This is a genomic window from Arthrobacter sp. U41 (assembly GCF_001750145.1).
GTDB lineage: Bacteria > Actinomycetota > Actinomycetes > Actinomycetales > Micrococcaceae > Arthrobacter.
In genome coordinates, this window is the sequence record NZ_CP015732.1 from 560,769 (window position 1) to 575,104 (window position 14,336).

Genomic DNA, 14,336 nt, shown 5'->3' on the forward strand with positions numbered 1-14,336 from the left:
CAGGACGAGCAGGGGCCATGAGCGGTCCCGTCGCCTCCATCGGATGTCACAACTTCATCTCAGCCTAGTCAAGTGGCTGGCCGATCACTAGCTGACAAGCCGGGGACAGGGCCACGGACTGGAGCCCGGTTTCCGTGCGCCGGCCGCCCCTGCGACCATTCGTCGCTTAACAAACACCGCTCACGGTTCGGTGTGTGACGGGGCACACGTTGGAGGCCGCGCAGGCGTTAGTGTGTATTTCGGAACAGCTCTTTGCGGTACGTCCGTGACCAGCCGATGCCCGACGACGCGCAAGCGGCCCGGCGCTGCGGCGGAACGGACGCACCCCGCAGCACGGATCGATGAATGATGAGGTTCACCATGTCCCAGCAGACACCCGGCTCCACGACGACGCAGGCTCCCCAGCGCGATGCCTTCGAAAACCTGTCGCAGGAGAACCGCAAGTTCGCCCCTTCCCCCGAGTTCGCCGCCAACGCGGTGGTTACCGCCGCAGAGTACGCCGAGGCCGACGCCGACCGGCCCGCCTTCTGGGCGAAGCAGGCCCGCGAAATGCTGAGCTGGAGCAAAGACTTCAGCCAGGCCCTGGACTGGTCCAACCCTCCCTTCGCGAAGTGGTTCGTCGGAGGCGAGGTCAACGCGGCCTACAACGCGCTGGACCGCCACGTCGAAAACGGCCACGGGGACCGCGTCGCCATCTACTTCGAAGGCGAACCGGGCGATACCCGCACCTACACCTACGCCCAGCTCACCGACGAGGTCAAGAAGGCCGCCAACGCCTTCGAGTCCCTCGGCGTCGCCAAGGGCGACCGGGTGGCCGTGTACCTGCCGATGATCCCCGAGGCCGTCATCACCCTGCTGGCCTGCGCCCGCATCGGCGCCATCCACTCCGTGGTCTTCGGCGGCTTCTCCGCCGAGGCGCTCCGGTCCCGGATCGATGACGCCGAGGCCAAGCTCGTCGTCACCGCGGACGGCACCTACCGCCGCGGCAAGCCCAGCGCGCTCAAGCCCGCCGTCGACGAGGCGCTGGCCCACGAGGGAGACGGCTCCGGGCACACCGTTGAGAACGTCGTCGTCGTCAAGCGCAACGGCCAGGACGTCGACTGGCACGAGGGCCGGGACCACTGGTGGGACGACACGGTCGGGACCGCCTCCGCCGAGCACACCGCCGTCGGACATGACTCCGAGCACCCGCTCTTCATCCTGTACACCTCCGGCACCACCGGCAAGCCCAAGGGCATCCTGCACACCACCGGCGGCTACCTCACCCAGACCGCCTACACGCACAAGGCCGTCTTTGACCTCAAACCGGAAACCGACGTCTACTGGTGCACGGCCGACGTCGGCTGGATCACCGGCCACTCGTACGTCGCCTACGCCCCGCTCATCAACGGCGCCACCCAGGTGATGTATGAAGGCACCCCGGATTCCCCGCACCAGGGCCGCTGGTGGGAGATCGTGGAGAAGTACAAGGTCTCCATCCTCTACACCGCCCCCACCGCCATCCGGACGTTCATGAAGTGGGGCAAGGAGATCCCCGCGAAGTCGGACCTCTCCTCGATCCGCGTCCTGGGCTCCGTCGGCGAACCCATCAACCCCGAAGCATGGATGTGGTACCGCGAGGTCATCGGCGGCAACGCCGGCAAGAACGGCGAGCGGAAGGAACACCCGGCGCCGATCGTGGACACCTGGTGGCAGACCGAAACCGGCGCGCAGATGATCGCCCCGCTGCCCGGGGTGACGGCCACCAAGCCCGGCTCCGCCCAGGTCCCGCTGCCCGGCATCGCCGTGGACGTCGTGGACGAGGCCGGCGAGTCCGTGCCCAACGGCTCCGGCGGCTACCTCGTGATCCGCGAGCCGTGGCCGGCCATGCTGCGCGGCATCTGGGGCGACCCGGAGCGGTTCAAGGAAACCTACTGGTCCCGCTTCGAGACCATGTACTTCGCCGGTGACGGCGCCAAGAAGGACGAGGACGGCGACATCTGGCTGCTCGGCCGGGTCGATGACGTGATGAACATTTCCGGCCACCGCCTCTCCACCGCCGAAATCGAATCCGCCCTGGTGTCCCACCCCGCCGTCGCCGAGGCCGCCGTCGTGGGCGCCGCGGACGAGACCACCGGCCAGTCGGTCGTCGCCTTCGTGATCCTGCGCGGGGACGCCGTGGACACCGGAGACGCGATCGTGCAGGAACTCCGGAACCACGTCAGCAAGGAGATCGGGCCGATCGCCAAGCCCAAGACCATCCTGGTGGTGCCCGAACTGCCCAAGACCCGCTCGGGCAAGATCATGCGCCGGCTGCTCAAGGACGTCGCGGAAGGACGCGAAGTCGGCGACGCCACCACCCTGGCCGACAACACCGTCATGGCCCAGATCGCGCACTCGCTGAGGAAGTGAGCACGGACCCGGGCCGGGCCGTCCAAGGCAGAACGTTGCCGCGATGACGGATGCGTGTGACGTGCTGGTGGTCGGCGCCGGCCTGGCCGGGTTGCAGTGCGCCCGGGACCTGCAGGCCGCCGGGCGCGAGGTGCTGGTCTGGGAAGCCTCCGACGACGTCGGAGGCAGGATACGGACCGACCGGATCGACGGCTTCCTCGTGGACCGCGGGTTTCAGGTGCTCAATCCCGCCTACCCCGCGGTCCGGCGGTGGGTCGACGTCGAGGCCCTGGCACTGCAGACCTTCGGCGCCGGCCTCCGGGTCCGAAGGCGGGACTCCCTCGCGGTCCTCGCCCACCCCGTGCGCGAGCCCGGCCTGATCCTGCGGACCCTGCGCAGCGGACTGCTTGATCTCCGGTCTGTCGCGGGGCTGCTGCGCTGGGCCACCCCGGCGTTTGCCGGACCCCGGCGGCATCCCGGCAGCGACTGTCCGCTGCGGGACGCCCTGGACCGGGCCGGATGCTCCGGCGAACTCCGCAGGGTCGTGGACCAGTTCCTCGCCGGAGTCCTGCTGGAGGACGAGGGAAGCACTTCCAACGAATTCGCGCTGCAGCTTGTGCGGGTCTTTGCGACCGGGGTGCCGGGATTGCCGCGCGACGGTATGCAGGCCCTCCCCCGGCAGCTGGCGGAGCAGCTCACCACCCCGGTCCGAACCTCGACCCGGGTGGCGTCGATCACTCCGGATGGCGGCGCGGCCCTGGTCGCCGCCGGGGAGTCCAGGATCCGGGCCCGCCACGTCGTCCTCGCCGCCGATCCGGTCCACTCCGCCGAGCTGTCCGGCAGCGACGTGCCGGCGATGAAGGGGGTCCTGACGCACTGGTTCGCTGCCGACGAGGCGCCCAGCGGGGCGGACATGCTCCACGTCGACGGCCGCGCCCCTGCGGGCGGGCCGCTGGTCAATGCTGCCGTCATTTCCAACGCGGCGCCGAGCTACGCCCCCGCCGGGCGGCACCTGATCCAGGCATCCGCGCTGTTGGGCCCGGGCCGGCCGGTGCCGACTGAGGACGACGTCCGCCGCCACGCCGCGGAGCTTTTCAGCTCATCCACGGCCGGCTGGGAGCTGGTGGCGAGGCATGAGGTCCCGCATGCCCTGCCCCTGCAGCCGCCGCCGCTGCGCTCCCTGCAGCCGCTGGAGGGCCCTTCCGGGCTGATCATCTGCGGCGATCACCGGGAGGCCGCTTCCATTAACGGCGCCCTCGTCAGCGGCCACCGTGCCGCACTCGCTGTCCTCGGACGACCCGGGTGACCTTCTCCGTCTCGCGCCGGGTCGCCGCGCCCGTGGCGGACGTCTGGGCCCTGCTCACCGATACCGCGAAGTGGCCGGCCTGGGGGCCGTCGATCACCGGCGTCGAGCCGGCCACGGCCGGAGCTCTCGCGGCCGGAGGGCTCGCGCTCGGCAGCCGCGGCAAGGTCCGCACGGTCCTGGGCGCGTCACTGCCCTACACCGTGACAGCCTTTGAGCCCGGACGGTACTGGTCCTGGTCCGTGGCGGGGTTCCCGGCCACCGGCCACCAGGTCATTCCGCAGGAGGGCGGCTGCCTCGTCACCTTCACCGTCCCCTGGTGGGCGCCCGTCTACCTTCCGGTGTGCGCCCTGGCGCTTCGTCGGATCGAGCGGCTCGCGACACGTCAGGGACCCATGCCGCCGCCCGCTCCGTAACTGTCAGCCCGGGCTCAGTCGCCGGAGCAGGCCCTGACGAGGACCGCCTCGAAGTTGGTTGCTGCGGGGGTGGTGAATTTCCCGTTGACCAGGGCGAGGGTATCGCCGAACAGGGCCGCCGTCGTCGGGATGTCGAAGTCCTTGCTGGTGATGACCTCCTCCACCTCGCCCTTGGCCAGCGACCCGTTCAGGTCGATCCTGCTGACCTGGTTCAGGAAGTTCTGCACGGCCCAGAGGGTGTCGTCACGGATGACGATCCCGTCGGCGTTCGCCACGGTGACCGGGGCGCCGGAGGAGTCAGTGACCTTGATCAATTTGTTCGACCCGTCGTCCGGGTCCACGGTGTAAAGGGCCCCGCGTCCGGAGTGGGCGACGACCAGCGTGTCCCCGTCGTCGGCGGCGGCGATCCCGTTGAGGTTGAACCCCTCGTCCACGGTGCCGGCAGGGGCGTCGAGGGCCAGAGTCCGGGCGTCTCCGGGTTTCCCGTCGCGGCCGACCGGGATCCGGTAGAGTTCACCGGCGCGGGAGTTGGTGAACCACGCGCCGTCGCGGGTCAGGGTGACGTCGTTGATGAAGCTGGCACCGGCCGGAGCCAGCTCGTAGACCTTCACGGTTTCCTTCGTCTCCAGGTCATAGACGTAGGCCTGGCCGGTGGCCCCGCCGGCGACGAAGAGAAGGTCGTTGTCCCGGTCGACCTTCATGCCCAGGGCTGCCCGGCCTTCGGGCGCCGTGATGAACAGTCTTGCCGTGCCTTTGTCGATATCTCCCCGGAAGATGTTGCCGTTGAGCCGGTCGCCGGCGAAAAACGTACTTCCCTCCCCTGCGGCGATGCCTTCGGCACCGGTGGCGCCGGGGAGCCTGATGACCGAGGACCGGTCATCGCTGTCCGCGCCGGAGGCGGTGGCCGGCGGCGCCGGCACGAGGAACGCCGCGCCGGCGAGAATGCATACGGCGAGCCGGCGGATTGATTTTCCTGCCTGGATGTTGCGCATGATGTGCTCCGAGATCGGGCTTTCCGCGCGGGCTGACCAGTACGGGAGCTCCGCACGATGGTCCTTCCAGTTTAAGCAGGCGGGCCGGTGCGTGCCAGAGCCGGCCGGCGGCCCTCGGGCTGTCATTTGCGGGCCGGTTCCGCGGCCGGGGCGGCAGCCGGGAACGCAACGCGATACATTGGCAGGCATGAGCGAAGCCACCCCCGACGGCGCCCGCCGCGGCACCATCCTGGTCCTTAACGGACCCAACCTGAACCTGCTCGGCACCCGCGAACCCGAGAAATACGGCACCGCCACCCTGGCCGACGTCGAACAGCTCGCCAAGGACACCGGCGCGGCGCACGGACTCGACGTCGAGTGCTTCCAGTCCAACCACGAGGGGGCCCTCGTGGACGCCATCCACGCCGCCCGCGGCAAGGCCCTCGGCATCGTCATCAACGCCGGCGCGTACACGCACACCTCGGTCGCCATCCGGGACGCCATCTCCGCGGTGCAGCTGCCCGCCGTCGAGGTCCACATCACCAATGTCCATGCCCGCGAGGAGTTCCGGCACCATTCGTACCTCTCGGACATCAGCAAGGCCGTGATTGCCGGCGCGGGGATCCTGGGCTACCGGTTCGCCGTCGAGTATCTTGCCGGGCTGCAGGCCCGCCGGGACTGAGCATGTCCTCCGATGCTCCCGGCGGGGGCGGTCCCGGTGAGCCCGGTCCCGGCGGCGGCGAATCGGCCACCGCCGAGTGGTACCGGCACTTCGGCACCGTGGACGCGCCGGGAAATTCCGCGTGTTACGCGCAATGGTCGGTCGGTATCGCGGATGACCCGGAACTGATCCGGCGGATCACCGAGTGGCCGTACAACAAACGCCAGCCCCTGCTGATGCTCGCGGCCGCCCGCTTCCTTGGCGCGCGGATCAGCTCCTACCCGGCCTTCCGGGGGTTCCTGGACTCCCGCTGGGAGGACATCTCGCGGATCGTGCTCACCCGCGCCACCCAGACCAACGAAGCCGGGCGCTGCGCCACGCTGCTGCCGTCCCTGGCGCAGATCGCAGCCGCCGGCGGGCGCCCGCTGGCGCTCCTGGAGGTGGGGGCCTCAGCCGGGCTCGCCCTTTTCCCGGACCGCTACGGCTATGAGTACGGCGCCGGAGCCGGGGTCACGCGGCTGGCCCCGGCCGGCGCCGCCCCCGGCACTTACCCTGTCCTGGGCTGCACCGTCACCGGCCCGGTTCCGTTCCCGGCGGAACTCCCGCAGGTGGTGTGGCGGGCGGGGATCGACCTTAACCCGCTCGATGTCCGGAACCCCGACGACGTCGCCTGGCTCGAAGCGCTCATCTGGCCGGAGCAGGAGTTCCGCCGAGAGCGGCTGCGCCGGGCGATCGCGATTGCCCGCGACGACCCGCCGCTCCTGGTGGCCGGGGACCTCAACGACCGGCTCCCCGCCCTGGCCGCGCAGGCGCCGGCCGAGGCCACGCTGGTGGTCTTCCACAGCGCGGTCATGGCCTATCTCGATGCCGCGGCCCGGGACCGGTTCCGCGGCACCATGTCGCGGCTCGCCGCCGAACGCGGCTGCCACTGGCTTTCCAACGAAGGGCACACGGTGATCATCCAGGCGGATGGCTCCAGCGTGGTCCCCGAAATGGACGAGTCCCGGCTCCGCGGCCGTTTCCTGCTGCTGCACAATGGCCGGCCCGCCGCGATCGCCGGCCCGCACGGCCAGAGCCTGGAATGGCTCTAGCGGGCGCTTCTGCTGTGCCGGAGGGGCCGGGGCGGTTCCGCAGGCGCTGCTATTTCTGGATGCACTGGCCCGGGGAGACCGCGCTGCCGAGGCCCGGCGCCTGGGCGGCCACCGGTCCCAGATCGGTCATGGTGATGGCGTAACCCAGGGAGGATTCTTCGGTGGCCTTGGCGAAGATCACTCCGGCGACCCGGCCGTCGGTGGTCAGCAGCGGGCCGCCCGAGTTGCCCGGCTGGACGTCCCCGGCGATCCGGTACACGTCCTCCGGCTCGGGGTTGTTGCCGTAGATGTCCGGGACCAGCACCGTCGTAATGTCCTGCACGGTGGCGGGTTTGGACTGGAACGGGCCGCCGTGCGGGTAGCCGGCAAACGCGGCCGGGCTGCCGGCGGGCAGTTCGGCGCTGAGCGGCAGCGGCGCGGAGCGGAGACCGTCCACGGCCACGACGGCGAGGTCATGCTGGCTGTCGAAATACACCACGCGCCCGGGCAGGGCGCCGCCGCCGGGGATCTCCACGACCGGTTCGGGCACGCCGGCGACCACGTGGGCGTTCGTCACGACCCGGCCGGGCGAAACCACGAATCCGGTTCCGGTCTGGTTCTGTCCGCACTGGTAGGCGGTGCCGGCGATCTTCAGGACCGAAGCCGCGGCGGTGTTCAGGGCGGGGGTGTCGGTGCTGGCATCCGGGACGGTCACCGGAGGGGCCTCTCCGATTCCCTCGAACAGGGTGGGGATGCCCTCGCCGATCACGGCGGACCGCAGCTGGGCCATCGATGATTTCAGCGGTACGGGGGTCACCCCGTCGATGAAGCGGATCACCTTGGACTCGGCGAGCGGCTGGGAGACGAAGGGAACGCCGAGTGCACCGATGCTGAAGGACAGCATCGACATCACCAGGGCGGCCACGACCACGTTGACGCCCCCGCCGGCCAGGCGGTCCACGGACCGGAGCGGCCTGATCCTGACGACGCTGCGGATCCTGTGTCCGATTGCGGTGCCCAGCCCGTGCCCCAGGACCATCAGCAGCACTGCGGTGGCGATGATCGCCGTGAGGCGCCAGCCGCTGTCCTCCACCAGGCCGCTGACAATGGGGACGGACACAAAGGCGGCCACGGCGCCTGCCGCGAACCCGGCGATGCCGCCGACGGTGACCAGGAAGCCGTTGCGCAGGCCATGGAGCAGGTAGGACAGCAGGGTCAGAATCAACACAAGGTCCAAGATCGTCAAGCCGAACACCAATGCTCCTTATAGGCAGGTAAGCCCCAATTCTACCGGCGCCCGCTGACAGTTTCCCGAGCGCGGCCGGCGGCCGGAGGCAGGGCGCATCCTCGCCCGGGCACGACGTTTGGGGCGTTTCGGTGCCAAGTACGTCACAGAAGCTCCAAAATTCTGAAACAATGGCTGAAGCGCCCCAGCCGACACAGTTTAGACAGGAGATTTCATGGATATCGAGGTATTGCGCCGCGCCCCCCTTTTTGCCACGCTCGACGACGAGGCGTTCCGTCTGCTGACGGACGAACTCACCGAGGTGGACCTCTCACGCGGAGCCTCGGTATTCCGGGAAGGCGACCAGGGCGACCAGCTCTACTTCATCGTCTCCGGCAAGGTTAAGCTCGGACGCACGTCCCCGGACGGCCGGGAGTCACTGCTCGCCATCCTCGGCCCGGGCGAGCTGTTCGGCGAAATGGCGCTGTTCGATCCGAGCCCGCGTACCGCCACGGCAACGGCCGTCTCGGAAACGCGTCTGGCCGGGCTGAAGAACGAGAGCCTCAACGCCCTGCTGCGCACCCGCCCGGAGGTTTCGGCGCAGCTGCTGCAGGCCCTGGCCCGCCGCCTGCGCCGCACCAACGATTCCCTCTCCGACCTAGTCTTCTCCGATGTCCCGGGCCGAGTGGCCAAGGCGCTGCTGGACCTGGCGGACCGCTTCGGCCGTCCCGCGACCGACGGCGTCCTGGTGGCCCACGAGCTCACCCAGGAAGAACTGGCCCAGCTGGTCGGAGCATCCCGCGAAACCGTCAACAAGGCCCTCGCCGAATTCGTGCAGCGCGGCTGGCTGCGCCTGGAGGCCCGCGCCGTCGTCATCCTCGACATGCAGCGCCTCCGGCAGCGCTCGCGCTAGACCCGTCTGCCAGCAAACCGAAGGCCGGCCCGTGGAAACGGTGCCGGCCCTCGGTGTTTAAGCCTCCCGGTCTCCCCTGCCCCTGGGACATGTCCAGTCCCCGCGTCCACGGGCGGGCACAATGCCAGCATGTCCACTGGCCCGGGCCAGCACGGAACATGTCCAGCCATAAGAGCGGGGTAAGCACGGGACATGTCCGGTCCCCGCGTCCACGGGCGGGCACAATGCCAGCATGTCCACTGGCCCGGGCCAGCACGGAACATGTCCAGCCATAAGAGCGGGGTGAGCACGGGACATGTCCAGTCGTGGAGCGTGGTCCAGGCATACACGCCCCGGCGTGTCAGCGTTCGCGCTGGGGTTCACCGGCGACGGTCTTGGCCGCCTCGACCTCGAGCATCAGCTGGCCGTCTTCCTCGACAAGCGTCGGCTGGTAGACGTGGGCCTTGCGCTTGTAGCTCAGGTAGGCGATGCAGCCGTTGGCCGCGGCCATCTTCTCGAGCATGATCTCCGAACCGGGAACCAGGAGCTGGCCCAGCGTGCGCCCGAGCGTGTTTTCCTGGCCCACCTCGTCGCCGAGCGCGGTGGTGTTCCGCTCCTCGATGACCTTGCGGGCACAGACCCAGCGGCCCCATACTCCCTTGCTGGCCAGCAAGGAGGGCTGCTGGTTCATCGGCACGGTGGCCGCGAAGTAGCGGGTGTTGAAGCGGCGGTGCGCGAAGTCCGGGCTGAGCCAGTTGACCAGGGGCTTGAGCAGGTCGGTCCGCACCGAGAGCCCGCGCTTGGCGAGCACATCGGTGAAGGACTTCTCCTGCTCCGCCACGGCCACCCGGGCCCGCATCCATTCCGCCGAGGAAGTCCCCTCCACGGTGGTGGACAGGTCCGGCCCGGCCAGGAGGATGCCGGTTTCCTCGAACAGTTCACGGATGGCACCCACCACATGGCGGCGCGCCAGTCCGACGTCGGGGGTCCCCATGTGCTCGGCCCAGTACTGCGGCGAGGGGCCCAGCCAGCCGACGGCGTCGTCGTCGGACGCCTCCAGCGAGCCGCCCGGAAAGGCGAGAACGCCCAGCGGTGACGAGCCGGGCCGGTATCCCAGCCAGGTCTCCAGGCCCGTGGGCGAGTCACGCAGCAGCACCACCGAGGACGCGAAGCGGGGCGCGCGGGGCGTCCGCTCGCCGTGTTCCATCCAGCTGCGCGCCGCCCCCCCAAGATCCGGGGGAAGGGCAAACAGGCGACGGGCTAACTGAGGCAAGGAGCTGACCGGCCCTTCTAGGCGAATTCGGCGATCAGTTCGACTTCAACTGGGGAGTCGAGCGGAAGCACCGCAACGCCGACGGCGGAGCGTGCGTGCTGGCCGGCGTCGCCGAGCACCTTGCCGAGCAGTTCGGACGCGCCGTTGATGACACCGGGCTGGCCGGTGAAGGACGGGTCGGAGGAGACGAAGCCGACAACCTTGACGATCCGCGTGATGCGGTCAAGGTCACCGATAACGCTTTTCACGGCGGCCAGGGCGTTGACGGCGCAGACGGCGGCGTACTGCTTGGCCGCTTCCGGCGAGACGGTGGCCTCGTCCGAGGCGCCCTCGGTGCCGGAGGACACCTTGCCCGTCGCTTCGAGCTTGCCGTTGATGAACGGCAGCTGGCCGGAGGTGTAGACGTGGTTTCCGGAGATCACGGCAGGGACGTAGGCGGCAACCGGGATGGCAACCTCCGGCAGGGTCAGGCCAAGCTCGGCGAGGCGCTGTTCGACGGCGGACGACGCGCCCGTTCCGGCGCTGCTGTGGGCCGGCGCTCCGGACACCGCGGAGGCGCCCGGAACGGCCGATGCTGGGGTGCTCATGGCTACTGCTTCTCCCGCTTCAGGTAGGCAACCAGGCCGTTTCCTTCGGGCCCGGGGACAACCTGGACAAGCTCCCAGCCGTCGTCACCCCACTGGTCCAAAATCTGCTTTGTGGCGTGGATAATGAGCGGAATCGTGGCGTACTCCCATTTGGTCATGAGCTAAAGCCTAGTCCTTGCCGGTAAAGTGGAAAACATGGCGACTGGTAAGAACCCTTTATTTGACACGGCCACCACCCTCGGAAAGATTCTTCTTTTCCTGGGCGTGAGCGCCATTTGCGGCGTCCTGGTGGCGGGACTGCTGGTCCCTGCGGCCGCCGTCACCGGCAGCTCGGCCAGCGGCTCGATCAAGTTCTTCGAGACCCTCCCGGCTGAACTGCAGGTGGACCCGCCGAGCCAGTCGACGTCGATCCTGGCCTCCGACGGCAGTGTGATCGCCAACCTCTTCGCGGAGAACCGCACCCGGGTTCCGCTCGAACAGATGTCGCCGTTCGTCAAGGACGCCGTCATCGCCATTGAGGACAGCCGCTTCTACGAGCACGGCGGCGTGGACACCACCGGCATCATGCGTGCCCTCGTCAGCACGGCCCGCGGCAACAGGCAGGGTGCCTCGACCATCACCCAGCAGTACGTGAACAACGTCATCAACTCCTCCCTCGAGGCCGAGGGCAAGGGCGACGAGGTCCTCCTGAACGGCGTGAACAAGGGCGTCGGGGACAAGCTGCGGGAAATGAAACTCGCCATCGCCCTGGAGAAGAAATTCACCAAGGAACAGATCCTCGAGGGCTACCTCAACATCGTGTTCTTCAACCGTGACGCCTACGGCATCGAGGCCGCCTCCAAGTTCTTCTTCAGCACCACCGCCAAGGACCTGACGCTGCCGCAGGCCGCGCTGCTGGCCGGCCTGGTCAACAGCCCGTCCTACTTCGACCCGATCAACAATCCGGAGAATGCAAAGGTCCGCCGCGACCTGGTGCTCCAGTCCATGCTGACCCAGGGCAAGATCCAGCAGGCCGCCTACGACGCCGCCGTGGCCACCCCGGTGGAAACCAAGGTCACGCCGGCCCGCCAGGGATGCGCCTATTCGGCGTCGGCCCCGTACTTCTGCGACTACGTGCTGCACCTGCTGCTCAACAACCCGTCCTACGGCGCCGACGCGAAGGAACGCGAGCGCAAGGTGTTCCGCGGCGGCCTGACCATCAAGACCACGCTGGACCCGAAGGCCCAGGCCGTGGCCCAGGCCCAGGTGGAGGCCTCCGCCGGGGAGAACCCGGATAAGTGGGGCGCCTCGCTGGTCTCCGTGCAGCCGGGCTCGGGCAAGATCGTCTCGATGGCCCAGAACACCCAGTTCCTGGAGGCCGAAGGAAAGTTCAACAACGTCATCAACTTCAACGTCGACATGAAGGATTCCCAGGGCAACGACCTCGGCGGGCTCGGCGGCTTCCAGCCCGGCTCCACGATGAAGCCGTTCACCTTCGCCGCATGGCTCAACGAGGGCAAGTCCATGAACACCGTCCTCAACGGTTCCGTGCGCCGGTACCCGCTGAATTTCAAGTGGAAGAACACCTGCCCCACCCCGGTGGACGGCGCCTACAACACGGCGGAAAAGCGGCTCGGCGCGGCCGATGACCTGCAGAACGCCGAAGAGGGCTATTACAAGAACATGAGCGTCGTCGACGGCCTGGCGAACTCCATCAACACCATGACATTCGCCACGGCGGCGGGGGTGGACCTGTGCGGTATCCAGAAGATCGTCGACGCCGCGGGAATCCACGCGGGCCAGACCAACGACCCCGTTCCCATGACGCGCCTGTCCAACCTGATCGGCGCGACCCAGACCTCGCCGCTGACCACGGCCAGCGCGTTCGCCACCTTCGCGAACGACGGCAAGTACTGCGAGCCGATTGCCATTGAGTCCGTGACTGACGCGAGCGGGGCCCAGCTGCCGGCCCAGGCCACGAGCTGCCGCGATGCGATCAAACCCGAAGTTGCCCGCGGCGTGAGCTTCGCGCTGCAGGAAGTCCTCAACCGAGGCTCCGGCTCGCTGATCAAGCCGCGGATCTCCACCCGGACCAGCTTCCCGATCGCGGCCAAGACCGGCACCAACGACCCCAACAACTCCACCTGGGTGGTCGGCTACACCAGCGGCCTGGCAACGGCGTCCTGGTTTGGCGACGCGCTGGGCGGCCAGGACCGGCCGGGACGCAACCTGACGCTCAACGGCCAGTTCTACAAGGCCATTGACGGCTACATGATCGCGGGCCCGCAGTTCTCCAACTACATGACCCAGGTGGCCCCGGGCTACGGCACCAACCCGTTCACGGCCCCGCCATCGAACCTGGTGACCGGTCCGGCCCCCTCGCCGGCACCCAAGCCGTCGACGCAGTCGACGCCGGCTCCGTCCAGTCCGGCACCCATTGATCCGGCACCGGCTCCGTCGGAAACCAAGCCCGGCAACGGCGACAAGCCCAGCCCGTGACCGGGCTTGACTCGCTGGCAGGCCGCGCCCGGAGCATCGGGCGCGGCCTCGCCGTAACCGCCGCCGCCGGTGCCGTGGCGGGTGCCGCCGCCACCGGATACGGTCTGTGGGAGAAGAACCAGTTCGTCCTGCGCGAAGAGACCCTGCCGATCCTCCCGCCCGGCTTCGGCCCGATCCGGGTGCTGCACCTGAGCGACATCCACTTCGTGCCCGGCCAGCAGCGGAAGGCCGCCTGGCTGTCCTCGCTCGCGGAACTGGAACCGGACCTGGTGGTCAACACCGGCGACAACCTCAGCCACGTCAAAGCCGTGGAACCCCTGCTGGAGTCGCTGCGCCCGCTGATGAAGTTCCCCGGCGTCTTCGTCCCCGGCTCGAACGACTACTTCGCCCCGCGGCTGAAGAATCCGGCGTCGTACTTCCTGGGGCCGTCCGGCAAGCCCAAGGACCCTGCCCCGCTGGACTGGCCGCGACTCCGCGCCGCCTTCGGCATGGGCGGCTGGGTGGACCTGACCAACCGCTGCCAGTCGCTGATCATCAGGGGCCTGCGCGTGGACTTCTCCGGCGTCGACGATCCGCACCTGGGCCTCGAACGGTACGCCGGCTGGCCCCGGGGCACCAAGGGCCAGGACAGCAGGCCGCACCTCCGCGTCGCCGTTATCCATGCCCCGTACCAGCGCGTCCTGGACCATTTCACCGAGGACGACGCCGACCTGCTGCTCGCCGGGCACACCCACGGCGGCCAGATCTGCGTCCCGGGCTTCGGTGCCCTGGTGGCCAACTGCGACCTGCCGACCTGGCGCGCCAAGGGCCTGCACGACTGGGACAGCAAGGGACACACGACGCCGGTCAACGTCTCCGGGGGCATTGGCACCTCGCGCTTCGCCCCGGTCCGGATCGCCTGCAAGCCCGAGGCCGTGCTGCTCACGCTCACTGCGCGTTCCTGATCCCGCTGCCCGCCCCGCTGGACATGCCCTCCCCCGGGCTCCGCGGGTGGGCATATCGGGCTTATGTCCGCTCGCCGCGCCCGGGAATGGGCATGTCCCGCGCGCCGGCGATGGCCTAGGGTAGTTGCTACAGGAAACTACATCCA

General features: G+C 68.9%; 13 protein-coding genes. 8 read left to right on the plus strand and 5 right to left on the minus strand.

Going from position 1 to position 14,336, the window contains the following annotated elements; translation table 11 throughout:
* Window positions 1-360 precede the first annotated feature (360 nt).
* The 3 genes from acs to ASPU41_RS02695 are packed head-to-tail and all read left to right on the plus strand — an operon-like array spanning window position 361 to window position 4,089.
* Window positions 361-2,391 (plus strand): acetate--CoA ligase, encoded by a 2,031-nt coding sequence (gene acs / locus ASPU41_RS02685; RefSeq protein ID WP_069952429.1) that lies wholly within the window; start codon window positions 361-363, stop codon window positions 2,389-2,391.
* Between the two features lie 43 nt (window positions 2,392-2,434).
* On the plus strand, window positions 2,435-3,676 hold the full coding sequence (locus ASPU41_RS02690) for a flavin monoamine oxidase family protein (protein WP_069949611.1): 1,242 nt from the start codon (window positions 2,435-2,437) through the stop codon (window positions 3,674-3,676).
* Window positions 3,673-4,089, plus strand: coding sequence for an SRPBCC family protein (locus tag ASPU41_RS02695; protein WP_069949612.1), 417 nt, complete (start codon window positions 3,673-3,675; stop codon window positions 4,087-4,089). Before ASPU41_RS02690 ends, ASPU41_RS02695 begins: the two co-directional genes overlap by 4 nt.
* 14 nt (window positions 4,090-4,103) lie before the next feature.
* Here ASPU41_RS02695 and ASPU41_RS02700 read toward each other — a convergent pair whose 3' ends face one another.
* A complete protein-coding gene (locus tag ASPU41_RS02700; protein WP_069949613.1) occupies window positions 4,104-5,081 on the minus strand; it encodes an SMP-30/gluconolactonase/LRE family protein in 978 nt (325 codons plus the stop codon).
* 187 nt (window positions 5,082-5,268) lie between these two features.
* Between ASPU41_RS02700 and aroQ the strand changes: the two genes are divergently transcribed.
* Both aroQ and ASPU41_RS02710 read left to right on the plus strand, forming a co-directional pair.
* The gene (gene aroQ / locus ASPU41_RS02705) at window positions 5,269-5,742 is read left to right on the plus strand and encodes a type II 3-dehydroquinate dehydratase (RefSeq protein WP_069949614.1); all 474 of its coding nucleotides are present in this window, start codon (window positions 5,269-5,271) and stop codon (window positions 5,740-5,742) included.
* Window positions 5,743-5,744: 2 nt separating this feature from the next.
* The gene (locus ASPU41_RS02710; RefSeq protein WP_069949615.1) at window positions 5,745-6,812 is read left to right on the plus strand and encodes a DUF2332 domain-containing protein; all 1,068 of its coding nucleotides are present in this window, start codon (window positions 5,745-5,747) and stop codon (window positions 6,810-6,812) included.
* A 49-nt stretch (window positions 6,813-6,861) separates the two neighbouring features.
* Here ASPU41_RS02710 and ASPU41_RS02715 read toward each other — a convergent pair whose 3' ends face one another.
* Window positions 6,862-8,046 (minus strand): MarP family serine protease, encoded by a 1,185-nt coding sequence (locus tag ASPU41_RS02715; protein WP_069949616.1) that lies wholly within the window; start codon window positions 8,044-8,046, stop codon window positions 6,862-6,864.
* A 205-nt stretch (window positions 8,047-8,251) separates the two neighbouring features.
* Between ASPU41_RS02715 and ASPU41_RS02720 the strand changes: the two genes are divergently transcribed.
* The gene (locus ASPU41_RS02720) at window positions 8,252-8,929 is read left to right on the plus strand and encodes a Crp/Fnr family transcriptional regulator (RefSeq protein WP_011693220.1); all 678 of its coding nucleotides are present in this window, start codon (window positions 8,252-8,254) and stop codon (window positions 8,927-8,929) included.
* Window positions 8,930-9,269: 340 nt separating this feature from the next.
* Here ASPU41_RS02720 and ASPU41_RS02725 read toward each other — a convergent pair whose 3' ends face one another.
* Genes ASPU41_RS02725 through ASPU41_RS22485 form a run of 3 tightly spaced genes read right to left on the minus strand, consistent with a single transcriptional unit; the run spans window position 9,270 to window position 10,926 of the window.
* Window positions 9,270-10,181 (minus strand): NUDIX hydrolase, encoded by a 912-nt coding sequence (locus ASPU41_RS02725; RefSeq protein WP_069949617.1) that lies wholly within the window; start codon window positions 10,179-10,181, stop codon window positions 9,270-9,272.
* 17 nt (window positions 10,182-10,198) lie between these two features.
* Window positions 10,199-10,768, minus strand: a complete 570-nt coding sequence (locus ASPU41_RS02730) for a RidA family protein (protein ID WP_069949618.1) — start codon at window positions 10,766-10,768, stop codon at window positions 10,199-10,201.
* Between the two features lie 2 nt (window positions 10,769-10,770).
* Complete coding sequence (locus ASPU41_RS22485; RefSeq protein WP_144671455.1) at window positions 10,771-10,926, minus strand: DUF4177 domain-containing protein; 156 nt, start codon at window positions 10,924-10,926, stop codon at window positions 10,771-10,773.
* A 37-nt stretch (window positions 10,927-10,963) separates the two neighbouring features.
* Between ASPU41_RS22485 and ASPU41_RS02735 the strand changes: the two genes are divergently transcribed.
* The gene (locus ASPU41_RS02735) at window positions 10,964-13,246 is read left to right on the plus strand and encodes a transglycosylase domain-containing protein (protein WP_069949619.1); all 2,283 of its coding nucleotides are present in this window, start codon (window positions 10,964-10,966) and stop codon (window positions 13,244-13,246) included.
* Complete coding sequence (locus tag ASPU41_RS02740; RefSeq protein ID WP_069949620.1) at window positions 13,243-14,190, plus strand: metallophosphoesterase; 948 nt, start codon at window positions 13,243-13,245, stop codon at window positions 14,188-14,190. The genes ASPU41_RS02735 and ASPU41_RS02740 overlap by 4 nt, the downstream gene beginning before the upstream one ends.
* Window positions 14,191-14,336: the final 146 nt, after the last annotated feature.

Coding starts and splice junctions, on each gene's coding strand:
- acs (WP_069952429.1), top strand. CDS start 361: ATGTCCCAGCAGACACCCGGCTCCACGACGACGCAGGCTCCCCAGCGC.
- ASPU41_RS02690 (WP_069949611.1), top strand. CDS start 2,435: ATGACGGATGCGTGTGACGTGCTGGTGGTCGGCGCCGGCCTGGCCGGG.
- ASPU41_RS02700 (WP_069949613.1), bottom strand. CDS start 5,081: ATGCGCAACATCCAGGCAGGAAAATCAATCCGCCGGCTCGCCGTATGC.
- aroQ (WP_069949614.1), top strand. CDS start 5,269: ATGAGCGAAGCCACCCCCGACGGCGCCCGCCGCGGCACCATCCTGGTC.
- ASPU41_RS02710 (WP_069949615.1), top strand. CDS start 5,745: ATGTCCTCCGATGCTCCCGGCGGGGGCGGTCCCGGTGAGCCCGGTCCC.
- ASPU41_RS02720 (WP_011693220.1), top strand. CDS start 8,252: ATGGATATCGAGGTATTGCGCCGCGCCCCCCTTTTTGCCACGCTCGAC.
- ASPU41_RS02730 (WP_069949618.1), bottom strand. CDS start 10,768: ATGAGCACCCCAGCATCGGCCGTTCCGGGCGCCTCCGCGGTGTCCGGA.
- ASPU41_RS22485 (WP_144671455.1), bottom strand. CDS start 10,926: ATGACCAAATGGGAGTACGCCACGATTCCGCTCATTATCCACGCCACA.
- ASPU41_RS02735 (WP_069949619.1), top strand. CDS start 10,964: ATGGCGACTGGTAAGAACCCTTTATTTGACACGGCCACCACCCTCGGA.